The organism is Micromonospora sp. R77, from assembly GCF_022747945.1.
Classification (GTDB): domain Bacteria; phylum Actinomycetota; class Actinomycetes; order Mycobacteriales; family Micromonosporaceae; genus Micromonospora.
The window spans coordinates 5,304,267-5,328,571 of record NZ_JALDST010000001.1 but is presented as its reverse complement, the minus strand read 5'-3'; the positions used below and the strand labels follow the sequence as shown (position 1 = coordinate 5,328,571).

Annotated in this window: 10 protein-coding genes and 4 pseudogenes; 1 reads left to right on the top strand and 13 read right to left on the bottom strand. The window is 76.7% G+C overall.

Annotated elements, in window-relative coordinates; genetic code table 11:
• Positions 1 to 66: 66 nt before the first annotated feature.
• The 8 genes and pseudogenes from MRQ36_RS24930 to MRQ36_RS24905 all read right to left on the bottom strand — a co-directional run bounded on the left by MRQ36_RS24930 (position 67) and on the right by MRQ36_RS24905 (position 10,077).
• Positions 67 to 1,770 carry an acyltransferase domain-containing protein gene (locus MRQ36_RS24930; RefSeq protein WP_278188727.1) on the bottom strand — a complete coding sequence of 568 codons (1,704 nt, stop codon included), beginning with the start codon at positions 1,768 to 1,770 and terminating at the stop codon, positions 67 to 69.
• Positions 1,771 to 1,874: 104 nt separating this feature from the next.
• Complete coding sequence (locus MRQ36_RS24925) at positions 1,875 to 3,479, bottom strand: type I polyketide synthase (protein WP_374251187.1); 1,605 nt, start codon at positions 3,477 to 3,479, stop codon at positions 1,875 to 1,877.
• An 89-nt stretch (positions 3,480 to 3,568) separates the two neighbouring features.
• Entirely contained in the window at positions 3,569 to 4,072 is a 504-nt protein-coding gene (locus tag MRQ36_RS24920) for an acyl carrier protein (protein WP_242801359.1), read from the bottom strand.
• Positions 4,073 to 4,400: 328 nt separating this feature from the next.
• Positions 4,401 to 4,592: pseudogene (locus MRQ36_RS34595) on the bottom strand (KR domain-containing protein); the annotation flags it as partial.
• Complete coding sequence (locus MRQ36_RS34590) at positions 4,577 to 4,819, bottom strand: KR domain-containing protein (RefSeq protein WP_374251185.1); 243 nt, start codon at positions 4,817 to 4,819, stop codon at positions 4,577 to 4,579. The gene MRQ36_RS34590 and the pseudogene MRQ36_RS34595, both read right to left, overlap by 16 nt.
• Before the next feature lie 170 nt (positions 4,820 to 4,989).
• Positions 4,990 to 5,280, bottom strand: a pseudogene (locus tag MRQ36_RS34585) (hypothetical protein); the annotation flags it as partial.
• A gap of 39 nt (positions 5,281 to 5,319) precedes the next feature.
• The gene (locus MRQ36_RS24910) at positions 5,320 to 5,823 is read right to left on the bottom strand and encodes a polyketide synthase dehydratase domain-containing protein (RefSeq protein ID WP_242801357.1); all 504 of its coding nucleotides are present in this window, start codon (positions 5,821 to 5,823) and stop codon (positions 5,320 to 5,322) included.
• Between the two features lie 198 nt (positions 5,824 to 6,021).
• Positions 6,022 to 10,077 carry a type I polyketide synthase gene (locus tag MRQ36_RS24905; RefSeq protein ID WP_242799186.1) on the bottom strand — a complete coding sequence of 1,352 codons (4,056 nt, stop codon included), beginning with the start codon at positions 10,075 to 10,077 and terminating at the stop codon, positions 6,022 to 6,024.
• 27 nt (positions 10,078 to 10,104) lie between these two features.
• Between MRQ36_RS24905 and MRQ36_RS24900 the strand changes: the two genes are divergently transcribed.
• Positions 10,105 to 10,272, top strand: a complete 168-nt coding sequence (locus tag MRQ36_RS24900; RefSeq protein WP_242799185.1) for a hypothetical protein — start codon at positions 10,105 to 10,107, stop codon at positions 10,270 to 10,272.
• Positions 10,273 to 10,440: 168 nt separating this feature from the next.
• On the opposite strand, the gene MRQ36_RS24895 is transcribed toward MRQ36_RS24900, so the two are convergent.
• From MRQ36_RS24895 to MRQ36_RS24870, 5 genes and pseudogenes are all read right to left on the bottom strand, one after another.
• Positions 10,441 to 14,562 carry a type I polyketide synthase gene (locus MRQ36_RS24895; RefSeq protein ID WP_242799184.1) on the bottom strand — a complete coding sequence of 1,374 codons (4,122 nt, stop codon included), beginning with the start codon at positions 14,560 to 14,562 and terminating at the stop codon, positions 10,441 to 10,443.
• Between the two features lie 94 nt (positions 14,563 to 14,656).
• A complete protein-coding gene (locus tag MRQ36_RS34580) occupies positions 14,657 to 15,460 on the bottom strand; it encodes a hypothetical protein (RefSeq protein ID WP_374251183.1) in 804 nt (267 codons plus the stop codon).
• A gap of 66 nt (positions 15,461 to 15,526) precedes the next feature.
• Positions 15,527 to 18,604 (bottom strand): annotated as a pseudogene (locus MRQ36_RS34575) (beta-ketoacyl synthase N-terminal-like domain-containing protein); the annotation flags it as partial.
• A gap of 56 nt (positions 18,605 to 18,660) precedes the next feature.
• Positions 18,661 to 19,464, bottom strand: coding sequence for an SDR family oxidoreductase (locus MRQ36_RS24875; RefSeq protein WP_242799181.1), 804 nt, complete (start codon positions 19,462 to 19,464; stop codon positions 18,661 to 18,663).
• An 802-nt stretch (positions 19,465 to 20,266) separates the two neighbouring features.
• Positions 20,267 to 24,253: pseudogene (locus tag MRQ36_RS24870) on the bottom strand (type I polyketide synthase); the annotation flags it as partial.
• Positions 24,254 to 24,305 lie beyond the last annotated feature (52 nt).

Below are 24,305 nucleotides of genomic sequence, written 5' to 3'. Positions count from 1 at the left end.
CCACCGGCACCCCGGCGGCGTCGGTCGCGGTCAGCTCCAGCGTCCGCTCGGCGAGGCGGCGCAGCGTCACCCGCAGCGCGGTCGCGCCGGGGTGCGCAGCGACACCCCGGACCAGGCGAACAGCACCGCCGCCGCACCGACCGCGTCGCCCAGCGCGGCGGCGTGCGGGGCGCTGTCCAGCAGCGCCGGGTGCAGCTCGAACCGTTCCGCCTCGACCTGCGCCGTCTCGGGCAGGTCCACCTCGGCGTGGATCTCGTCGCCGCGCCGCCAGGCCGCGCGCAGCCCACGGAACAGCGGGCCGTAGGTCAGGCCGGCCTCGGCCAGCTCCGGATAGACGTGGTCGACGTCGACCGGTTCCGCCCCGGCCGGCGGCCACTCGGTGTCGGCGGGGTGCTCGGGCTCGACCTCGGGGGCGAGGGTGCCGGTGAAGTGGCGCGTCCAGTCCCCGGTGTCGGCGACGGGGCGGGCGTAGCCGGTGACGGGGCGCCGGCCGTCGGCGTCGGCGGGGCCGACCACCACCTGCAGGCGGACCCGGTCGGTGTCGGCGAGGGCCAACGGCTCGGCCAGCACCAGCTCGTCCACCCGGGGGCAGCCGAGCTGGGCGCCGGAGCGCAGCGCGAGGTCGAGGAAGGCCGTCCCGGGCACCAGGATCCGGCCGGCGACCCGGTGGTCGGCCAGCCACGGGTGGGTGCGGACGGAGACCTGGCCGCCGAGGACCACGCCGTCGGCGTCGGCCCGTTCCAGCCGGACGTCGAGGACCGGGTGGTCGGCGGCCGGGTCGGGCCGGGACAGCGGCACGTCGAGCCAGAACCGGCGCCGCTGGAACGCGAAGGTGGGCAGGTCGGCGGGGGTCGCCCCGGTGCCGGCGAAGAACGCCGCCCAGTCGGTGGGCACCCCGGCCGTCCAGAGCCGGGCGACCGCCGAGGTCAGCGCCGCGACCTCGGGTACGTCCCGACGCAGCAGCGGCTGGATCAGGCAGTCCTGCGGCACGTCGTCGGCGACGGCCGCGCAGAGCGGCGCGTCCGGGCCCAGCTCGACGAAGCGGGCGGTGCCGAGGGTACGCAGGGTGCGGACCCCGTCGGCGAAGCGGACCGCCTCGCGGACGTGCCGCACCCAGTGCTCGGCGGTGAACTCGTCGACCACCTGCCCGGTCAGGTTGGACACCACCGGGATGCGGGGCCGACGGTACTCCACCGACTCGGCCACCGCGCGGAACCCGGCCAGCATCGGATCCATCAGGTGCGAGTGGAACGCGTGGCTGACCGCCAGCCGGCGGGTGCCCCGGGCGGCGAACGGCGCGGCGGCGCGCAGCACCGCGTCCTCGTCGCCGGAGAGCACCACCGAACCGGTCGCGTTGACCGCGGCGAGGCAGACGCCGTCACCGAGCAGCGGGGTCACCTCGTCCTCGGTCGCCCGGACGGCCACCATCGCGCCACCGGCCGGCAGGGCCTGCATCAGCCGCCCCCGGGCGGCGACCAGCCGGGCGGCGTCGGGCAGCGACAGCACGCCGGCCACGTACGCGGCGGCCAACTCGCCGATGGAGTGGCCGATCACGTGGTCGGGGCGGATCCCCCACGACTCCAGCAGCCGGAACAGCGCCACCTCGAAGGCGAAGAGCGCCGGCTGGGTGTGTTCGGTGCGGTCCAGCAGGTCGCCGTCGGTGGACATCACCTCGCGGACGCCGGGACCCGAGCCGGCGGGCAGCGCCGCACAGACCTCGTCCAGGGCAGCGGCGAAGGCCGGGAACGCCTCCGACAGTTCCCGACCCATCCCTACCCGCTGGGCGCCCTGGCCGCTGAACAGGAACGCGACCGGGCCGCCGAGGACGTGTCCGCGTACCAGATCGGGGTGGTCGGTGCCGTCGGCGGCGGCGGTCAGCGCGGCCAGCAGCCGGTCCCGGTCGCCGCCGAGCGCGACCGCGCGGTGCTCCAGCGACGCGCGCCCGGTGGCGAGCGAGAAGCCGACGTCGAGCGGGCGGGCCTGCGCCGGCAGGCCGGCGCGCAGCCGGCGGGCCTGGGCGGCGAGCCCGTCCGGGTCGATGCGGACACCGGCCACGGCAGCACGGCCAGCGACCGGGGCGAGGTGGCCGGCGCCGGCGCGACGGGTTCGGTGTGGTCGGCCGGCGCCGGCGGCTCCTCGACGATCAGGTGCGCGTTGGTGCCGCTGACGCCGAACGCGGAGACGGCCGCGCGGCGCGGCCGGTCCCGTCCGGGCCAGGGGCGGGGTTCGGTGAGCAGCCGGACGGAGCCTGCGGACCAGTCGACGTGCCGGGACGGCTGATCGACGTGCAGGGTGCGGGGCAGCGTGCCGTGCCGCATCGCGAGGACCATCTTGATCACGCCGGCCACCCCGGCGGCGGCCTGGGTGTGGCCCAGGTTGGACTTGAGCGAGCCGAGCCAGAGCGGCTGGTCCGCCGGCCGGTCCCGGCCGTACGTGGCGAGCAGCGCCTGCGCCTCGATCGGGTCGCCGAGCCGGGTGCCGGTGCCGTGCGCCTCGACGGCGTCCACGTCGGACGGGGTGAGGCCGGCGTTGGTCAGCGCCTGCCGGATGACCCGCTGCTGGGAGGGTCCGTTGGGGGCGGTGAGGCCGCTGCTGGCCCCGTCCTGGTTGATCGCGGTGCCCCGGATCACGGCAAGCACCCGGTGCCCGTGGCGGCGGGCCTCGGAGAGCCGTTCCAGGGCGAGCAGGCCGACGCCCTCACCCCAGCCGGTGCCGTCCGCACCGTCGGCGAAGGACTTGCAGCGGCCGTCCGGGGCGAGCCCCCGGTGCCGGGCGAACTGCACGAACGTCACCGGGGTGGACATCACCGTCACGCCACCGGCCAGCGCCAGGGTGCACTCCCCCGACCGCAGCGCCTGACAGGCCAGGTGGATGGAGACCAGCGACGACGAGCAGGCGGTGTCCACGGTCACCGCCGGCCCCTCCAGCCCGAGGGTGTACGCCACCCGCCCGGAGGCGATGCTCGGCGAGCTGCCGTTGCCGAGGTGCCCCTCCAGGCCCTTCGGTGGCTGCCGCACCCGGGTGGCGTAGTCGTTGTACATCACGCCGACGTAGACGCCGGTGCGGCTGCCGCGCAACGAGGTGGGGCTGATCCCGGCCCGCTCCAGCGCCTCCCAGGACGCCTCCAGCAGCAGCCGCTGCTGCGGGTCGGTGGTCAGCGCCTCGCGCGGGCTGAGCCCGAACAGCTCCGGGTCGAAGTCCCCGGCGTCGTGCAGGAACCCACCCTCGGTGGCGTACGTGGTGCCCGGCTGGTCGGGGTCCGGGTCGTAGAGCGACTCCAGGTCCCAGCCCCGGTCGGTGGGGAACCCGCCGACCGCGTCGGTGCCGTCGGCCAGCAACCGCCACAGCTCCTCCGGCGACGTGACGTCACCGGGGAGCCGGCAGCTCATGCCGACGATGGCGATCGGCTCGGTGTCGCGGGCCTGGAGGTCGGTCAGCCGCTGCCGCGTCTGCTGGAGGTCGGCGCTGGCCCGCTTCAGGTACTCGCGCAGTCGCTGCTCGCTCATCGGTCCGCCAATCGTCCGGGCCGGGGCGCCTCTGGCACGGCGGTGCTGTCCATCCGCCGTCCTCAGCTGCCCAGCTCGTTGTCCAGGAACTGGAAGATCTCGTCGTCGGTCGCCTCGTCGAACCCGTCGAGCACCGCGGTCGGCGCCGTCCCGGCGACCGACGCGCCCCCGCCGCCCACCCGGGCCAGCAGCTCGCGCAGCCGGTTCGCCACCCGGTCGCGCAGCGGGTCGTCGTCGGCCGCGTCGTCGGGCAGGTGCGCGCCGAGCCGGTCCAGCTCGGCGAGGATCGGGTCGAGCAGGCGTTCGGCGTCGGACGGGAAGGACGCCGCGAGGTGCGCGGCGAGCGCGGCGGGCGTCGGGTGGTCGAAGAGCAGGGTGGCGGGCAGGGTCAGCCCGGTCTGCCGGCCGAGCCGGTTGCGCAGCTCGACGGCGATGAGCGAGTCGAAGCCCAGCTCCAGGAAGCCCCGGTCGGTGTCCACCAGTTCCGGCCCCGGGTACGCCAGCACCAGCGCCGCCTCGGCCCGGACCAGTTCCCCGCAGGGCCTGCCCCGCTCGGCGGCGGGCAACGCCGCGTACCGGTCGGTCGGGGCGGTCGGCGCGGGGGCGGTGGGGTGGCCGGGCCGGCGGGCGGACCAGGCCGCGCAGCAGCGGCGGCACGGTACCGGCGGCGGTGAGCGCGGCGATCCAGCCGGACCGGCACCAGCACCGCCTCGTCCTGGGCGCAGGCCAGGTCGAACAGGTCGAGCCCTTGGCCGAGGCGAGCGGCACGACCCCGCCGCGGGCGAAGCGGGCGTGGTCGGCGGCGGTCAGCTTGCCGGTCATCGCGCTCTCCTGCGCCCACGGCCCCCAGCAGAGCGAGACCGCCGGCCGCCCCTGGGCCCGCCGGTGGCTGGCCAGCGCGTCGAGGAAGGCGTTGCCGGCGGCGTACCCGGCCTGCCCGGCGCCGCCGAACGTCGAGGCGAGCGACGAGAAGAGCACGAACGCGGTCAGCGGCGCCGACGCGGTCGCCTCGTGCAGGTGCAGCGCGGCGTCCACCTTGGGCGCGAGCACCCGGTCGATCCGCTCCGGGGTCAGCGCGGTGACCACCCCGTCGTCGACCACCCCGGCGGCGTGCACCACGGCGGCCGCGGGGCCCGGCCGGGGATCTCCTCGACCAGTCCGCGCACCGCCGCCCGGTCCGCCACGTCGCAGGCGGCCACGGTGACCCGTGCGCCCAGCGCGGTGAGCTCGTCGCGCAGCTCGGTCGCGCCGTCGGCGGCCGGGCCCCGGCGGCTGACCAGCAGCAGCGCCGGCGGACGCCGCGCGGTGACCAGGTGCCGGGCGACGAGCCGGCCGAGGGTGCCGGTGGCGCCGGTGACCAGGGTGGTGCCGTCCGGGTCCCAGACCGGTGCCGCGGCGGGCTGCCCTGGGGCCCGGACCGCCGGGCGGCGCGGACCACGCCGGCGCGGATCGCGGTCTGCGGTTCGTCGCCGTCGACGGCGGCGGGCAGCGCGGCGGCGGACGCGTCGCTGGCGTCGAGGTCGACCAGCCCGAACCGGCCCGGGTTCTCGCTGGTGGCGGTCCGGACCAGGCCGTGCAGGGTGGCGGCCGGCAGGTCGGTCAGGCTCGGTGTCGGCGTCGACCGCCACCGCGCCGTGGGTGATGAGGACCAGCCGGGAGCGGCCAGCCGCTCGTCGGCCAGCCACGACCGACCAGCTCCAGCGCCCGGTGGGCGGCGGACTGGGCGGCGTCGGCGAGGTCGCCGGTGCCGTCCCGCGCCGGCCGCGACGACCACCACCCGGTCCGGCACGGGCGCCTGCGGCGACCGCCTCGGTCAGCGCCGCGACACTCGGGTACGCCTCCAGCGCCGCCGCGCCGGCCAACGCCTTGGCCAGTTCCGGCCGCAGTTCGGTGCTGCTGACCACGGCCCAGCGCCGGCCGCGGGCAGCGGCGCGGACGCCACCGGCACCCACTCGGTACGGAACAGCGCGTCGTGGCCGGTGCGTCGGACGCCGACGCCCGCAGTGGGCCGGATGGCGAGCGAGTCGACCGAGGCGACCGGGTTGCCGGCGGTGTCCCAGACCCGCAGCGACACGGTGTCGTCGGCGACGTCGGTCAGCCGGACCCGCAGCCGGGTGGCCCCGGCGGTGTGCAGGACGGTGCCCTGCCAGGAGAACGGCATCACGCCGCGGCCCCGCTCGCCGGCCGCGCCCAGCCCGACGGTCTGCACCGCGGCGTCCAGCAGCGCCGGGTGCAGGCCGTAGCCGGCGGCGTCGACGCCGTCGGGGAGCACCACCTCGGCGAAGACCTCGTCGCCGCGCCGCCAGGCGGCGCGCAGCCCCTGGAACGCCGGCCTGTAGTCAGGCGCTGGTCGCGGCCAGTCGGGCGTAGAAGTCGGTCAGGTCGACCGGGGTGGCGTCGGCGGGCGGCCACGGCACGGGCCCCCCTCGCCGCTGCGGTCGCCGGGCGCGAGCCGGCCTCGGCGTGCCGCTGCCACGGCTCGTCGTCGGTCGCGTCGGCTGGGCGGAGTGCACGGTCAGGGACCGGGCCCGTTCGCGTCGGCCGGGTCCAGCCGGAGCTGCACCCGGACCGCGCCCCGCTCGGGCAGGACCAGCGGCGCGGCGAGGGTCAGCTCGTCGACCCGGGCGCAGCCGACCTGGTCACCGGCGCGGACGGCCAGTTCGAGGAAGGCGGTGCCGGGCAGCACCACGGTCCGGTCGATGACGTGGTCGCCGAGCCACGGGTGCCGCTGCCGGGACAGCAGCGCGGTGAACAGGTGACCGTCGTCGCCGGCCAGCGGCAGGGCCGCGCCGAGCAGCGGATGGTCGGTCCGGTCCAGGCCGGCCGCCCGCACGTCGGTGTCGGTGGCCGGCGCGTCCAGCCAGTACCGCTGCCGCTCGAACGGATAGGTGGGCAGGTCGACCAGCCGGCCGTGCGGGGCGAACGCCGCCCAGTCGGCGGTACCGCCGTGCGCGTACACCTGGGCCGCCGCGGTCAGCACGCCGGCGACCTCGTCGCGGCCCCGGCGCAGGGCGGACGTCACGACGCCGGGGGCGTCGTCGGCGCGGCAGTCGACGGTCATCGCGGCGAGTACGGCGTCCGGGCCGAGTTCCAGGAAGCGGGTGACCCCGGCGCGGGTGAGGGCGGCGACGCCGTCGGCGAACCGGACCGGCTCGCGCACCTGGGACACCCAGTAGTCGGGGTCGCAGAGCTGCGCGGCGGTGGCCGGCGCACCGGTCACGTCGGACACCACCGGGATCCTCGGCGGTGACATCGGGACAGCCCGGACCGTCTCCGCGTATCCGGCAAGCATGGCGTCCATATGAGGGGAGTGAAACGCATGGCTGACCCGCAAACGCCTAGTCTTGCGGCCGAGTTCGGCGAAGTGGGCCGCGACCCGCTCCACCTCGGCGACGTCGCCGGAGACCACGGTGGCGTGCGGCCCGTTCACCGCGGCCAGGCCGATCCGCTCCTCGCGGCCGGCGAGCAGGGGCGTGACCTCGTCCTCGGCGGCGGCCAGGGCGACCATCGCCCCGCCGGCCGGCAGCCGCTGCATCAGCCGGCCCCGGGCGGCCACCAGCCGGCAGGCGTCGTCGAGCCCGAAGACCCCGGCCAGGTGGGCGGCGGTCAACCCGCCGATCGAGTGCCCGAGCAGGTGGTCGGGGGTGATCCCCCACGAGGCGAAGAGCCGGAACAGCGCCACCTCGACGGCGAAGAGCGCCGGCTGGGTGTAGTCGGTCCGGTCCAGCAGGCCGGCGTCCGGGTCGCCCTCGGCGGCGAACACCACCTCGCGCAGCGGCCGCTCCAGCTCCAGGTCCATCCGCGCGCACACCTCGTCGAACGCGTCGGCATAGACCGGGAACGTCCGGTACAGCTCCCGGCCGGCGCCGAGCCGCTGCGCGCCCTGCCCGGAGAAGAGGAAGGCGGTACGACCGTGGTCGGCCGCCCCGGCCGCGCCGGGGGTGACCGGTCGGCCGGCCAGCCAGCCGGTGAGCTGCCGGCGCAGCGCGTCCGCGTCGGTGCCCCAGCAGACCAGGCGGTGTCCGTGCCGGGCCCGCCCGGCGAGCGTCCGGGCCACGTCGGCGGCGTCGGTGCCGGTGCGGTCGTCGAGGGCGGTGAGCAGGTGACGCACCTGGGCGGTGAGCGCGGTGGCGGTCCGCGCGGAGAGCGTCCACGGCAGCCACCCCGCCCCGGCGGGACGGGCCGGGGCGGCCGGCGTCGGGACCGCCGGGGGCGCCTGCTCGACGATCACGTGGGCGTTGGTACCGCTGACCCCGAACGAGGAGATCCCGACCCGGCGCGGCGCGTCGCCGTCCGGCCAGGCGCGGTCCTCGGTGAGCAGCCGGACCGCGCCGGTGGACCAGTCGACGTGCCGGGTGGGTTCCCCGACGTGCAGGGTGCGCGGCATGACGCCGTGCCGCATGGCCAGCACCGCCTTGATCACCCCGGCGACGCCGGAGGCGGCCTGGGTGTGGCCGATGTTCGACTTCACCGAGCCGAGCCAGAGCGGCCGGTCGGCGGGCCGGTCCCGGCCGTACGTGGCCAGCAGCGCCTCCGCCTCGATCGGGTCGCCGAGGGTGGTGCCGGTGCCGTGCGCCTCGACCAGGTCCACGTCGGCGGCGCTGAGCCCGGCGCCGGCCAGGGCGGCCCGGATCACCCGCTGCTGGGCGGGGCCGCTGGGGGCGGTCAGCCCGTTCGACGCGCCGTCCTGGTTGATCGCCGCGCCGCGTACCACGCCGAGGACGGGGTGGCCGTGGCGGCGGGCGTCACTGAGGCGTTCCAGCAGCAGCAGGCCCACCCCCTCGGCCCAGCCGGCACCGTCGGCGTCGGCGGAGAACGCCTTGCACCGGCCGTCCGGCGAGAGCGCACCCTGCCGGCTGAACTCGATGAAGGTGTCCGGGGTGGAGATGACGGTGACGCCGCCCGCGAGGGCCATCACGCACTCGCCGCTGCGGACCGCCTGGACGGCCAGGTGCAGCGCGACCAGCGAGGACGAGCAGGCGGTGTCGACGGTGACGGCCGGCCCCTCCAGACCGAAGGTGTACGCCACCCGTCCGGAGGCGACGCTGGCCGCGCTGCCGGTGGCGAGCTGCCCCTCGTACTCGCCGGGGGCGTGGCTCAGCCGGGAGCCGTAGTCGTTGTAGTTGGCGCCGACGAACACCCCGACCGGGGTGCCCTTGACCGTCGCCGGGTCGATGCCGGCCCGCTCGAACGCCTCCCACGAGGTCTCCAGCAGCAGCCGGTGCTGCGGGTCGATGGCCGGTGCGACGCGCGGGGAGATGCCGAAGAACGGCGGGTCGAAGTCGGCGACGTCGCGCAGGAAGCCGCCGCCCCGGGTGTAGAAGGTGCCGGGCCGGTCCGGGTCGGGGTCGTACAGTCCGTCGACGTCCCAGCCCCGGTCGGTCGGGAAGCCGGAGACCGCGTCCCCGCCGGTGGCCAGCAGCTCCCAGTACTGCTCGGGGGTGCTGATCCCGCCGGGCAGGCGGCAGCTCATCGCGACGATCACCACCGGGTCGTCGTCGGGCGTCGCCGCCGCTGCGACCGGCGTCGGGTCGGCCGGCGCCTCGGCGGCACCGAACAGTTCGGCGGCCAGGTGCCGGGCCAGCCGGTTCGCGGTGGCGTGGTCGAAGACCACGGTGACCGGCAGCCGCAGGCCGGTCGCCGCGTTGAGCCGGTTGCGCAGGTCCATGCCGGTCAGCGAGTCGAACCCGAGGTCGCGCAGCGCCCGGTCGGGGTCCACCCCCGCCGGGTCCGCCAGGCCGAGCACCGCCGCCGCCTGGGTACGCACCAACGTCAGCAGCGCCTGCTCCCGCTCGACCGCGGTGAGCCCGGCGAGGGTGCCGGCGAACCCGCCGTCGGTCGCCTCGTCGGTGGCCGGGCGGAGCGCGGCGGACGCCTCGGGCAGCGCGTCGAGTACCCGGCCGGAGCGGCCCTCGGTGCAGGTCGACGCGTACCGGGTCCAGTCGATGTCGGCGATCGCCAGGTAGCCCAGGTCCTGGTCGACGACCTGGCGCAGCGCGTCCAGCGCCGCCCGGGGCGGCAGCTGCCCCATGCCGGTACCGCGCAGCCGCTCGCCGAGTTCGCCGCTGGCCAGCCCGACGTCGCCCCACACGCCCCAGGCGATCGAGGTGGCGGGCAGCCCTTCGGCGCGGCGGGCGACGGCGAGCGCGTCGAGCCAGGCGTTGGCGGCGGCGTAGCCGGCCTGACCGCCACTGCCCCACACGCCGGCGCTGGAGGAGAAGAGCACGAACGCGTCCAGCGGCCGATCGCCGAGCAGGTCGTCGAGGTGGGCGGCGCCGAGCACCTTCGCGGCGAGCACGTCCTCGAGGTCGGCGACGCCGGTGTCGGTGAGCGGCTGGTACTGGCCCACGCCGGCCGCGTGCACGACGGCGGTGAGCGGGTGCCGTTCCCCGATGGTGTCGAGCAGGCGGGCGAGGGCGTCCCGGTCGGTCACGTCGCAGGCGGCGACGGTGACGTCCACGCCCGACGCGGTCAGCTCGGCCCGCAGCTCCGGTACGCCGGGCGCGTCCGCACCGCGCCGGCCGGTCAGTACGAGGTGCTGGGCGCCCTCGGTCGCCAGCCAGCGGGCCATCCCGCGCCGATGCCACCGGTGCCGCCGGTGACCAGCACGGTGCCGCGCGGCGCCAGCGCGGACCGGGTGTCGCGCCGGCCGGCGGACCGGCGTCGACCGGTCGCCGCGGCGGGGCGTACCGCGAGCTGGTCCTCGCCACCGGCGGTGACGGCCGCGACAGCGCTGCGCGGCCCGGTCGTCGGGGGTGGCCGGTAGGTCGACCAGGCCGCCGATCCGGTGCGGGTACTCCATCGCCGATCGGCGGCCCCAGAGCTGGGCCGTCGGGGTCGACGGTGGCGTCGGCGGGCCCGACGGTGACCGCGCCTCGGGTCAGGCACCACAGCGGCGCGGTGCTCCCCGCGTCGCCGAGGGCCTGGACGACGGTCACCGCCGGGTCGAGGTGGGGCCGCCCGCCGAGCGCCAGCAGGGACTGGGACGCCGGCACAGCCGTCGGACCCCGTCGGCCCGCAGCCGCTCGGCCAGGGTGGCGCGGTCCCCGGTGACGGTCAGCTGGTGCACCCGGGCGCCGAGGTCTTCGAGCTGCCGGCGCAGGTGGGTGGACCACGGGTCGGGTGCGCCGGCCGGGTCGCCCTCCGGCAGGAGCAGCAGCCACGTGGTGTCGTCGAGGCGCGGCGCGGCGGCGGTACGGACCGGTCGCCAGGTGACGTCGTACCGCCACGAGCCATGGCGGACTGCCGGCGGCGCTGCCGCCAGTCGGCGAGCACCGGCACCCTGCGGCAGCGGCGAGTCGGCGGCGTCGATGCCGAGGGTGGCGGCCAGGGCCGCCGGGTCGTCGCGTTCGACGGCGGCCCAGAACTCGGCGTCGGCCGGGTCGCCGGGGCGGTCCTCGGCGGTGCCGGCCGGCGCGGTCAGCCAGTAGTGCTGGCGTTGGAACGGGTAGGTGGGCAGGTCGACGGTGCGGGCGCCGACGGCCGGGAAGGCCGCCGTCCAGTCCACGGCCGCGCCGCGGACCCACGCCTCGGCCAGGGAGAGCAGGAACCGCCGGGGGCCGCCGTCGTCGCGGCGCAGCGACCCGACCACGCAGCCGTCGTGGCCGTCCAGGGTCTCCTCGACGGCTGCGGTCAGCACCGGGTGCGGGGACGCCTCCACGTACGTGCCGAAGCCTTCGGCGGCGAGGGTCCGTACGGCGTCGGCGAACCGGACCGGCCGGCGCAGGTTGGCGCACCAGTAGTCGGCGTCGAGGCTCGCGTCCCGGACCCAGTCGCCGGTGACCGTGGAGAGCAGCGGCACCCGGGGGGTCTGCGGTCGGACGGCGGCTACCTCCCGGCGCAGTTCGGTCAGCACGTCGTCGACGGCCGGGGAGTGCGACGCGTAGTCCACCGGGACGAGGCGGAACCGGATCTCCCGGCGCGCGCACTCGGCGCCGACCCGGTCGAGGGCGGCCCGGTCACCGGAGAGCACCACGGAGCGGGGGCCGTTCACGGCCGCCACGTACACGCCGTCGAAGCCGGTCAGCAGTTCCTCGGCCTCGGCCGGGGGCAGTCCGAGCGCCGCCATGCCGCCACTGCCGGCCAGGCCGGCCAGCAGTCGCGACCGCAGGGCGATCACCCGGGCGCCGTCGGTCAGCGAGAGCGCCCCGGCGACGCAGGCCGCCGCGATCTCACCCTGCGAGTGACCCACCACCGCCGCCGGCCGCACCCCGAACGACTCCCACGCCGCCGCCAGGGACACCATCACCGCCCACGACGCCGGCTGCACCACATCCACCCGGTCCAACGACGGCGCATCCGCGTCCCCCCGCAGCACCGCCGTCAACGACCAGTCCACGAACTCCGACAGCGCCGTCTCACACTCGGCCAACCGCGCCGCGAACACCGGCGACGCGGCCGCCAGCTCCACGCCCATGCCGGCCCACTGCGCCCCCTGCCCCGGGAACACCAGCACCACCCGACCCGGGGAGCCGGACACCACACCCGACACCACACCGTCGGCCGGCACCCCGTCGGCGACCGCCGCCAAACCGGCGGCGTCACCGTCGAGCACCACGGCCCGGTGCTCGAACGACGACCGCGACGTCAACAACGACCACCCGACGTCCACCGGATCGGCCGACAGGTCGACCAACTCGGTGGCCCGGGCGCGCAGCGCCGCCACGGACCGGCCGGAGAGCAGCCACGGCACCGGCCCGGTCGACACCGGAGCGGGCTGCGCCGGCTCCTGCGCCGGGGCCTCCTCCACGATGACGTGGGCGTTGGTGCCGCTGACCCCGAACGAGGAGACGCCCGCCCGGCGGGGCCGGCCCGGGATGGCCGGCCACTCGTGCTCCTCGGCCAGCAGCCGTACCGCACCGGCCGACCAGTCGATCCGGGACGACGGCTGCGCCACGTGCAGGGTGCGGGGCAGCAGCTGGTGCCGCAGCGCGAGGACGATCTTCATCAGGCCGGCGGCTCCGGCGGCGATCTGGGTGTGCCCGATGTTGGACTTCACCGACCCCAGCCAGAGCGGCCGGTCGGCGTCCCGGTCCTGCCCGTACGTGGCCAGCAGCGCCTGCGCCTCGATCGGGTCGCCCAGCGGCGTGCCGGTGCCGTGCGCCTCCACCGCGTCCACCTCGGACGTGGTCAGCCCGGCGTCGGCCAGGGCGGCCCGGATCACCCGCTGCTGCGCGGGCCCGTTCGGGGCGGTCAGGCCGTTGGACGCGCCGTCCTGGTTCACCGCGCTGCCCCGGATGACGGCAAGGACGCGGTGGCCGTTGCGGCGGGCGTCTGACAGGCGTTCCAGCAGCAGCATGCCGGCACCCTCGGCGAAGCCCATCCCGTCGGCGTCCTCGGCGAACGCCTTGCACCGGCCGTCGGCGGCCAGTCCGCGCTGCCGGCTGAAGCCGAGGAAGCCGAGCGGTGAGGAGACCACCGAGGCGGCCCCGGCCAGCGCGTACGCGCACTCGCCGGAGCGCAGCGCCCGGACGGCGAGGTGCAGCGCGACGAGTGCGGAGGAGCAGCCGGTGTCGAGGGTGACGGCGGGTCCTTCGAGGCCGAGGGTGTAGGCGATCCGGCCGGAGGCGATGCTGGTGACGGTGCCGGTGACCAGGTGTCCCTCGGTGCCCTCGGGCAGGTGCCGCAGGTCGCTGCCGTAGCCGCTGTGGGCGGCGCCGACGAAGACGCCGCAGCTGCTGCCGCGCAGGTCGGCGGGGTCGATCCGGCCGTGCTCGATGGCCTCCCAGGAGGTCTCCAGCAGCAGCCGCTGCTGCGGATCCATGGCGACGGCCTCGCGGGGCGAGATGCCGAAGAACGCGGGGTCGAAGTGGCCGGCGTCGTGGACGAAGCCGCCGGTGCGGACGGTCACCTTTCCCTCGGCGTCGGGGTCGGGGCTGTAGAGCTCGTCGAGGTGCCAGCCCCGCCCGTCGGGGAACTCGCCGACGGCGTCCTGCCCGGCGCGCAGCAGTCGCCACAGTTCCTCGGGGCCGGCGACGTCACCCGGGAACCGGCAGCCCATGCCGACGATGGCGACGGCGTGGTCGTCGGGGTCACCGGTGGCGGGGGCGGTGGGGTCGGCGGCGGCGGGCTGCGCCGCGCCGAAGAGGGTGGTGTGCAGGTGCTCGGCCAGCCGGCCGACGGTCGGGTAGTCGAAGACGAGGGTGGTGGCGAGCTTCAGGCCGGTGGCCGCGCCGAGGGCGTTGCGCAGCCCGACGGCGAGCAGCGAGTCGAACCCGAGGTCCCGGAACGGCCGGGTGTCGTCGATGCCGTCCGCGTCGGACCGGCCGAGGACGGCCGCGACCTGCTGGCGCACCAGGTCCCGCAGGGCCGCGTCGCGGTCCGGCGCGGAGAGGGTACGGAGCCGGTCGGCGAGCGGATCGGCGACTGCGGGCGACGCCTCCCGGTCGAGTACGGCGCGGACCTCCGGCACGTCGTCGAGGAGCGGGCGCGGGCGGGCGGCGGTGAAGACCGGGACGAACCGCTCCCAGTCGACGTCGGCGACGGTGAGGAACTCCTCGTCGTCGGCGAGGGCGGCGCGCAGGCCGGCGATCGCCACGTCGGGCGCCATGAAGGGCAGGCCCCGCCACTTGAGGTCGGCGGCGTCGACGTCCCGGCCCATGCCGCCGCCGGACCAGATGCCCCAGGCGATGGTGGTGCCGGCCAGGCCGCGGGCCCGTCGGGCGCGGGTGACCGCGTCGAGGTAGGCGTTGCCGGCCGCGTACGCGGCGTGGTCGGCGGCGCCCCAGACGGCGGCGACGGACGAGTAGAGGACGAAGGCGTCGAGGTCCGCGCGGTCGAAGAGCCGGTCCAGGTTCGCCGTCCCGGCCAGCTTCACGTGTACGCCGGCCGCGAACCCGGCCAGGTCGGTCGCCGGCGAGCGGCACCGCGCCGGCCGCAGCCCGGGCCCGGCGACTGTGCACGACCGCCGGATCGGCGGGCCGTCGACCTCGACGTCGGCGACGAGCCGGGCGAGGGCGTCGGGCGACGTCGCGGCCGACGGTGACCCGGGGGCCGACGCGCCGAGTTCGGCGACCGGCGCGGCGTCGCCGCGCCGCGCCGGCCGGCTGGTCAGCACGCCGTGCTCGCGCCGGCGGTGGCCAGCCAGCGGGCGGTGTGCCCGCACCCAGCCCCGTGCGCCGGTGATCAGCGCCGGCCAGCGCCACGGCCGGTCAGCACCGGCCGGTGAGAGGGGCCGACGAGCCGCCGCACCGCACGACCGGCGTACCGCCGGCCTCGGCACCGCGGCACCGGTCCTCGCCGTCGGTGGCGGCCAGCGCGGCGGCGACCCGGGTGGCGTCGGCGGGGCCGACGGTCACCGGCAGGTCGATCGTTCCGCCCCAGCGGTCGGGGTGTTCGAGGCTCATGCCGAGGCCGATGCCCCAGGTGGGGCTCTGTCCCGGGTGGGTGGGGTCGCCGGCGCCGGTGGCGACGGCACCGCGGGTGCAGACCCAGAGCGGGACGGCCGTGTCGTGGTCGGTGACGGCCTGGGCGAGCAGGAGGGTGGCGGCGAGGCCGGTGGTGAGCGTGGGCTGTGCGGGGTGCGGGCGCTCGTCGAGGGCCAGCAGGGAGAGCACGCCGACCGCGTCGGGATACCCGGCGAGGAGGTCGGCGACGCCGGCCCGGTCCAGGTCGTCGGTGAGCGCGATCCGGGTGACGTCGGCGCCGGCGGCGGTGAGCGCGTCCGCGAGGGTCCCGACGAGGTCGTGGTCGGCGGGCGCGACGGTTCCGGTCGGGTCGTCGTCGGCGTGCGCGGCGGGTGCGGTGGGGTCGTGGTCCGGGCCGGCGGCGGTGACCAGCAGCCATCGTCCGGTGAGGCGGCGCGGAGTGCGGTCGGTGACCGGCGTCCAGTCGAGGCGGTAGCGCCACGAGTCGAGGGTGGCCCGGGCGCGGCGCCGGTGGCGCCACTCGCGCAGGGCCGGCACGACGGCGTGCAGCGGGGTGTCCTGGTCGACGTGGAGCGCGTCGGCGAGCATCGCCGGGTCGTCGGCGGCGGCCCAGAACTCGGCGTCGACGGGGTCGGTCCGGTCCGCTTCCGCCAGCCAGTACCGGTTTCGCTGGAACGGGTAGGTGGGCAGGTCGACGGCGTGTGCGCCGGTGGGGGCGAAGAACGCCGCCCAGTCGACGGTGCCGCCGTCGGCCCAGAGCCGGGCCAGGGCGGTCACGGCGGTGGTCGGTTCGGCCTGCCGGCGGTGCAGCAGCGGTACGGCGAGGGCGTCCTCGGCGGTCTCCTCGATCGCGCCGACGAGACCGGCGTCGGGGCCGAGTTCCACGAACCGGACGACGCCCAGCTCGTGTGCCGTGCCGACCGCCGCGCCGAAGGCGACGGTCCCGCGTACCTGGTCCGCCCAGTAGGCCGGGGTGAACTCCGGCACCGGTTCCCCGGTGAGGGTGGAGACGATCGGGATGCGCGGCTTCCGCAGCTCCACCGTGCCGGCGATCCGGGTGAACTCGGCGAGCATCGGGTCCATCAGCGCCGAGTGGAACGCGTGACTCACCGTCAACCAGCGGCCCTGCCGGTCGGCCAGTCCGGCCGCGACCTGCTCCACGGCTTCCCGGGTCCCGGACACGACCACCTGGCCGGGTGCGTTGACCGCCGCGATCGACGCGCCGTCGACCAGCAGCGGGGTCACCTCGTCCACGGTCGCGCGGACCGCCCACATCGCACCACCCGACGGCAACGCCTGCATCAACGACGCCCGCGCCGCCACCAGACGACACGCGTCCGCCAGATCCAACACGCCCGCCACGTGCGCGGCAGCCAGCTCACCGATCGAGTGACCGATCAGATAGTCCGGGGTGACACCCCACGACTCCAGGAGCCGGAACAGCGCCACCTCGACCGCGAACAACGCCGGCTGCGCCCAACCGGTCCGACCCAGGTCGTCGGCGGCGGAATCGATCACCTCACGCAGCGGACGGTCCAGCAGAGTGTCGAACTGCGCGCACACCTCGGACAGCGCCGACTCGAAGACCGGGAACGCGGCGGCCAGGTCGCGGCCCATGCAGAGCCGCTGGCCACCCTGGCCCGAGAACACGAACGCGGTCAACCCGTCCCGGGCCGTCCCGGACAGCACCCCGGCGCTCGGCACGCCCTCCACCAGCGACGCCAGACCCGACCGCAACTCGTCCGTGTCCGCGCCCAGCACCACCGCCCGACGGGCCAACGCCGACCGGGTCGTGGCGAGCGAGAACGCCACGTCGACCGGCTCGAGCCCGGCCCGGCAGACGGCCGGTCGGCCTGCGCGCCGCGAGGGCGGCCGGCGACTTCGCCGACAGCGGCCACGGCACCACCGGCAGCGGTACGGGCGCGGCGGCCGGCTGGTCGTCCGAGGGTTCGGCGGCCGGGGCCTGCTCCACGATCACGTGGGCGTTGGTGCCGCTGGCGCCAAACGCGGACACGCCCGCCCGGCGGGGCCGGTCGACGGACGGCCAGCCGCGGTTCTCGGCGAGCAGTGCCACCGCGCCGGCCGACCAGTCGACCAGGGTGGACGGTCGGTCGGCGTGCAGCGACCGGGGCAGCACCCCGTGCCGCATGGCGAGGACCATCTTCATGATGCCGGCGATGCCGGCGGCGGCCTGGGTGTGGCCGATGTTGGACTTCACCGACCCGAGCCACAGCGGCTCGCCGTCGCCACGTCCCTGCCCGTACGTGGCGAGCAGCGCCTGTGCCTCGATCGGGTCGCCGAGCGCGGTGCCGGTGCCGTGCGCCTCCACGACGTCGACGTCGGCGGTGGCGAGGCCGGCGCTGGCCAGGGCGGCCCGGATGACCCGCTGCTGGGCGGGGCCGTTCGGCGCGGTCAGGCCGTTCGACGCGCCGTCCTGGTTGACCGCGCTGCCCTTGATGACGGCGAGCACCCGGTGGCCGTTGCGCTGGGCGTCGCTGAGCCGTTCCAGCAGCAGGACGTTGACGCCCTCGCCCCAGCCGGTGCCGTCCGCGTCCGCGGAGAACGGCTTGCACCGGCCGTCGACCGCCAGGCCGCCCTGCCGGCTGAACTCGACGAAGTTGCGCGGGGTGGCCATCACGGTCGCGCCGGCGGCCACCGCCAGGGAGCACTCGTCGGCGCGCAGCGCCTGCACGGCCAGGTGCACCGCCACCAGTGCGGACGAGCACATCGTGTCGACGGTGACGGCGGGCCCCTCCAGGCCGAGGGCGTACGCGATGCGGCCGGAGAGCACGGCGCCGGAGCCACCGGTGAGCAGGTGCCCCTCGACGCCCTCGGGGGCGGTGCCGACGGCCGAGGCGTACCCCTGGTTGCTGGCGCCGACGAAGACGCCGGAGCGCGACCCGCGCAGCGTGTCCACGTCGATGCCGGCGCGTTCGAACGCCTCCCACGCGGTCTCCAGCAGCAGCCGCTGCTGGGGGTCCATGGCCAGGGCCTCGCGGGGTGAGATGCCGAAGAAGTCGGCGTCGAACGCGGCGGCGTCGCGGAGGAACGCGCCGTGCCGGGTGTAGCTGGTGCCCGGGTGGTCGGGGTCGGGGTGGTAGAGCCCGTCGACGTCCCAGCCCCGGTCGGTGGGCAGGTCGCCGACGAGGTCGGCGCCGGCGGCGATCAGCTCCCAGTACGCCTCGGGGGTCTGCACCCCACCCGGGTAGCGGCAGCTCATCGAGACGATCGCGATGGGTTCGCGGGTCTTCTCCTCCAGCTCCCGGACCCGCCGTCGGGTGGTCCGCAGGTCCGCGGTGACCCGGTTCAGGTATTCCCGGAGCCGTTCCTCGTTCGCGCCGCCGCTCATCAGATGCCCAACTCCCGGTCGATCAGTTCGAAGATCTCGTCGTCGGTGGCCGTGCTGAGGTCGTCGTGGGACTCCTCGACGGCGGCGGCCGGTTCGGCCCGCCGCAGCAGGGCGCGGAGGCGTTCCACCACGTCCGCGCGGGTCGGGTCGCCGTCCGGCAGGGCCGACAGGTCCGCCTCGAAGCGGTCCAGTTCGGCCAGCAGGGTCCGGGTGCCGCCGGTGAGCTCGCCGCGCAGGTGCCGGGCCAGGGTGGCCGGCGTCGGGTGGTCGAAGACCAGCGTGGCGGGCAGCCGCAGCCCGGTGGCGGTGGCCAGCCGGTTGCGGAACTCCAGCGCGGTGAGCGAGTCGAAGCCCAGTTCCTTGAACGCCCGCCGGGGCGGGACGTCCTCCGGCCGGTCGGCCTTGAGCACGGCCGCGACCTCGCGCCGGATGACGGCGGTCAGCGCCGCCTCCTGCTCCTCGGCGGACTGGCCGGCCAGCCGCGCCGCGAGGGGTTCTCCCCGGTCGCCGGCCCGGCCTCCGGTGCCGCGCCGCCGTCGCGGTCCGCCGTGCCCGCCCAGAGCTGGTCGACCAGCCGTCGGGGGCGGGTCATCGTGTAGAGCGGCAGGAAGCGGGACAGGTCGACGGAGGCCGCGGCGACGGCAGGCTCCTCGCCGACGGCGACCGCGAGCGCCCGTACCGCCGCGTCGGGGCGCATCAGTCGTACGCCCCGGCGGGTGAGCAGATCGGCCACCTCTCCTTCGACCATGCCGCCGCCGCCCCAGGCGCCCCAGGCGACGGAGGTGGCGGTCCGGCCCTGGCTGCGCCGCTGGTGGGCGAGCGCGTCGAGGTGGGCGTTGGCGGCGGCGTACCCGCCCTTGCCGCTGTCGCCCCAGGTGCCGGCGCCGGAGGAGAACAGGACGAAGGCGTCGAGCGGGAGGTCGGCGGTGAGCGCGTCCAGGTTGCGGGCGCCGTCGACCTTGACCCGGAGGATCGGGGCGAGGACGTCCGGGGTGAGGTCAGCGACGGGGATCTCCGGTTGGGTGATCCCGGCCGCGTGCACCACGGCGGTCAGCGGCTCGTCGGCGGGGATCGCGGCGAGTACGGCGGCGAGGTCGTCGGCGTCGGCGACGTCGCAGGCGGCGATGGTGACCGGCGCGAGTTCGGCGAGTTCCCGGTGCAGGTCCTTCGCGCCGGGCGCGTCGCCCCCGCGGCTGGTGAGCACCAGGTGCGCGCGCACGCCGGCGGCGGCCCAGCGGGCCACGTGGGCGCCGAGCGCGCCGGTGCCGCCGGTGACCAGCACGGTGCCCGGGGTTGCCAGGGTCGACGGTGCCGGCGGGCGCGGGGACGAGCCGCCGGCCGAGCACGCTCCCGCCGCGGACGGCCACCTCGTTCTCCCCGGTGTCTCCGGACAGGACGGCGGCGAGCCGGGCGACGGTGGTGTGGTCGACGACGGCGGGCAGGTCGACCTGGCCGGTGTGCCGGTGCGGCTCGTCGATGCCGAGCACCACGCCGAGGCCCCAGAGCTGGGCCTGGGTGGGATGCCGGACGGGGTCGTCGGTGCCGGTGCCGACCGCCTGCCGGGTCGCCGTCCACAGGGGTGCGTCCGGGTTCAGGGTGGCGAGGGCCTTGACCACGGCGACGGTGTCGGCGAGTCCGGTGCTGACGGCCGCCTGCGCCGGGTGCGGGGTCTCGTCGAGGGCGGCCAGGTTGAGCACGCCGGCGAGGTCGGCGGGCACGGTGTCGAGCTGCGCGGCGGTACGCCGGCACACCTCGGCGCCGTACGCGGCGAGGCCGTCGGCGATCGTGTCGACCAGGTCGGCGTGGCCGTCGGCGCGGGGCGTCACCAGCAGCCAGGTGCCGTCGAGCCGGCTGTCGCCGGTGGTCGGCACCGGCAGCCAGTCGAGGCGGTAGCGCCAGCCGTCGAGCTGGGCGGCCTCGTGGCGGGCGGTCGCGGCGGCGGGTGGTTCGATCCAGTGCCGGGTCCGGCGGAACGGGTAGGTGGGCAGGTCGACGGCCGGGCGGGGTCCGCCGAGCGCGGCGGTCCAGTCCACGTCGACGCCGTGGGTCCAGAGCGTGCCGGCGCTGAGCAGGAACCGGTCGAGGTCACCGTCGTCGCGGCGCAGCGTGCCGGTGACCACGACGGGCTGATCCGCCTGGTCGGTGGTCTCCTCGACGGCCGCGACGAGCACGGGGTGTGAGGAGACCTCCACGAAGACGCCGTGCCCCTCGTCGGCGAGCCGGGCGATCGCGTCGGCGAAGCGGACCGGCTCGCGCAGGTTCCGGAACCAGTAGTTCCGGTCCAGCCCGTCGACCCAGTCGGCGGTGACCGTGGAGAGCCACGGCACCTGCGCCGGCCGGCAGGTCACGTCGGCCAGTTCGGCGGCGAGCCGGTCGGCGAGGGCATCCATCGCGGACGAGTGCGACGCGTAGTCCACCGCGATCCGCCGGGCCCGCACCCCGGCCCGCTCGCACTCGGCCAGCATCTCCTCGACGGCGGCGACCTCACCGGAGATCACCACCTGCGAGGGGCTGTTCACCGCCGCGATCCCGATCCGGTCCGCCGGGTCCGCCACTCCGGCCCGGTCCGCCGGAACCGTCGGGTCCGTCTTACCGGTCTGGCCCGCCGGGGTGGCCTGGTCCGCCCGGGCGGCCAGCTCCGCCAGCAACCGCTGTGCCTGGTCGACCGGCATCCGCAGCGACGCCATCGCGCCACTACCGGCGCTCAGCTCGGCGACGGCCCGGGACCGGGCCACCACGATCCGCAGCGCGTCCGACAACGACAGCACCCCGGCCACGCACGCGGCGGCGACCTCACCCTGCGAGTGGCCGACCACCGCGGCCGGGCGCACCCCGTAGGAGCGCCACACCGCCGCCAGGCTCACCATCACCACGAACGACGCCGGCTGCACCACGTCCACCCGGTCCAACGACACCGCACCCGGGCCACCGCGCAGCACATCGGTCACCGACCAGTCCACCAGACCGGACAACACCGCCGCGCACTCCGCCACCGACTCGGCGAACACCGGCGACGAGTCCAGGAGCGCACCACCCATGCCGACCCACTGCGCACCCTGACCCGGGAACACGAACACCGTCCGACCGGCAGCACCGGCCACACCCGACACCACGTTCGCCGCCGGCACACCCCCGGCCAACGCCGCCAGACCGGCCGCGTGGTCACCCACCACCACCGCACGCTGCTCGAACCGCGCCCGCGACGACGCCAGCGACCACGCCACATCCGCCGGATCGGCGATGCCGACCAGGGGACGCAACGCGGACGCCTGACCGCGCAGGGCGTCGGCGGTACGGGCGGACACCAGCCACGGCACCGCCGGCCCGACGACCGGCGCCGGTCGTGGCCGGGCCGGCTCGGCCGGGGCCTCCTCCACGATGACGTGGGCGTTCGTCCCGCTGATGCCGAAGGCGGAGACGCCGGCGCGGCGCGGCCCGTCGTCGCTACGCGGCCACTCCCGTTCCTCTGTCAGCAGCCGTACGGTGCCGCCGGTCCAGTCGATCCGCGACGACGGTCGCTCCGCGTGCAGGGTCCGGGGCAGCACCCCGTGCCGCAGGGCGAGGACCATCTTCAGCACCCCGACCAGTCCGGCGGCGGTCTGGGTGTGGCCGATGTTGGACTTCACCGACCCCAGCCAGAGCGGCTGGTCGGCGGGCCGGTCCTGCCCGTACGTCGCGATGACCGCCTGCGCCTCGATCGGGTCACCCAACGACGTGCCCGTGCCGTGCGCCTCCACCGCGTCCACGTCCGAGGCGGACAGGCCGGCGTTCGCCAGGGCCTGCCGGATCACCCGCTGCTGCGACGGACCGTTCGGCGCCGTCAACCCGTTCGACGCGCCGTCCTGGTTCACCGCGCTCCCCCGGACCACGGCGAGGACGCGGTGGCCGTCGCGGCGGGCGTCCGACAGCCGCTCGACGACGAGGACGGCGACGCCCTCGGCCATGCCGAAACCGTCGGCGTCCTCGGCGAAGGAGCGGCAGCGGCCGTCCGGGGAGAGGGCACGCTGGCGACTGAAGCTGATCATCGGGTCGGGAGTGGACATCACGGCGGCGCCGGCGACGACCGCCCGGTCGCACTCCCCGGCGCGCAGCGCCCGGCCGGCGAGGTGGAGCGCCACCAGCGAGGACGAGCAGGCGGTGTCGACGGTGAGCGCCGGCCCGGTGAACCCGAAGGTGTACGCGAGCCGGCCGGAGGCGACGCTCGGGGCGGCGCCGGTCACCCGGTAGCCCTCCAGCTCGCCCGGCATGCCGTGCAGTTGGCCGTAGTCGGCGGCGAGGACGCCGGCGAAGACACCGGTGTCGCTGCCCCGCAGGTCGGCCGGGACGAGTCCGGCGTCCTCGAGGGCCTCCCAGGAGGCCTCCAGCAGCAGCCGCTGCTGCGGGTCCATGGCGAGCGCCTCGCGGGCGGAGATGCCGAAGAAGTCGTGGTCGAACTCGGCGGCCCGGGCCAGGAAGCCGCCGGCCCGGGTGTAGCTGGTGCCGGGCCGGTCCGGGTCGGGGTCGAAGAGCGCGTCGACGTCCCAGCCCCGGTCGGTGGGCAGCCCGCCGACCGCGTCGGCGCCGTCGCGCAGCAGGCGCCACAGGTCGTCGGGGCGGGCGACGTCGCCGGGGAGCCGGCACGCCATGCCGACGATGGCGAGCGGTTCGTCGGGGTCGGCGGCCACCATTCGGGTCGGCTCGGCCGCCGGCAGCCGGCCGTGCGCCTCCTGCCAGAGGTGCCGGGCGAGCCGGTCCGGGGTGGGGTGGTCGAACACCAGCGTGGTGGGCAGCCGCAGGTCGGTGGCCGCAGCCAGCCGGTTGCGCAGCTCGACGGCGGTGAGCGAGTCGAACCCGAGGTCCTTGAACGCCCGGTCGGCGCCGACCGCGCCGGGGTCGGCGTGTCCGAGCACCGTGGCGGTGTGCCGGCGTACCAGGTCGAGCAGGAGGTCCCGCTGGTCGGCCTCGGGCAGCGCGGCGAGCCGGGCGCCGAGGCTGCCGGTGGGCGCGGCGGTGTCGGTGACCGCCGGGGCGGCGGCCAGGTCGGCCAGCAGCGGGCTGGGCCGGGACGAGGAATAGACCGGCACGAACCGGTCCCAGTCGACGTCGGCGACGACCGGGGTGGTCTCGTCGTGGTCGAGGACCACCTGGAGCGCGTCGAGCGCGCGGTCGGCGTCGAGGACGGGCAGGCCGGTGGCGGCCAGCTCGGACCAGCGACCGGGATCGATCATCCCCCCGCCGCCCCACGGTCCCCAGGCGATGGAGGTGGCGGCCAGTCCCCGGTCGCGGCGGCGCGCGGCGAGGGCGTCCAGGCAGGCGTTCGCGGCGCCGTACGCGGCGTGCTCGGCCACGCCCCAGGTCGCCGAGATCGACGAGAAGAGCACGAACGCGTCCAGCGGGGTGTCGGCGAGCAGCTCGTCGAGGTGGACCGCGCCGTCGACCTTGGCGGCCAGCACGCGGGTGAGCTGCCCGGCGTCGGTGCGGGTCACCGGGTCCAGCTCGCAGACGCCCGCCGCGTGGAACACCGCCGTCAGCGGCGGTTCGAGGCCGGCGAGGACGTCCCGCAGCGCCGCCCGGTCGGTCACGTCGGCGGCGGTGACGTCGAGGTCGACGCCCCGGTCGGCGAGGTCGGCCGCGAGCGGCGCCACCTCGGGGACGTCGGCGCCGCGGCGGCTGAGCAGCACGATCCGCTGCGCGCCGTGGTCGGCGAGCCAGCGGGCCAGCCGTACGCCGAGGGCGCCGGTGCCGCCGGTGACCAGGACGGTGCCGCGCGCCCGCCAGCTCCGTACGGCCGGTGCGGGGTGGTCCGGCGCAGCCGCCGGGCGTACGCGCCGGACGGCCGGACCGCGACCTGGTCCTCCCCGCCGGTGCCGGTGAGCACGGCGACGAGCCGTTCCCCGGTGCGCCTGTCCCAGCCGTCGGGCAGGTCGACCAGGCCGCCCCAGCCGCGCGGCTGTTCCACCGCCGCCGCTCGGCCGGCGGCCCAGAGCGCGGCCGGTGCCAGCTCGGGGGCCGGTTCGGCGGCGGCGACCCGGACGGCGTGCCGGGTGGCGCACCAGAGCGGGGGCGGTGATCCGCGCGGCGTCGAGTTCCCGCAGCAGCGCGGCC

Bases quoted from the DNA above. Each gene is read 5' to 3' on its own strand.
- MRQ36_RS24930 (WP_278188727.1), bottom strand. From the start codon at position 1,770: ATGGGTCGGGAACTGTCGGAGGCGTTCCCGGCCTTCGCCGCTGCCCTG.
- MRQ36_RS24905 (WP_242799186.1), bottom strand. From the start codon at position 10,077: ATGGCCCGCTGGCTGGCGACCGAGGGCGCCCAGCACCTCGTACTGACC.
- MRQ36_RS34580 (WP_374251183.1), bottom strand. From the start codon at position 15,460: ATGCTCGCCGACGCGCTCCACGTCGACCAGGACACCCCGCTGCACGCC.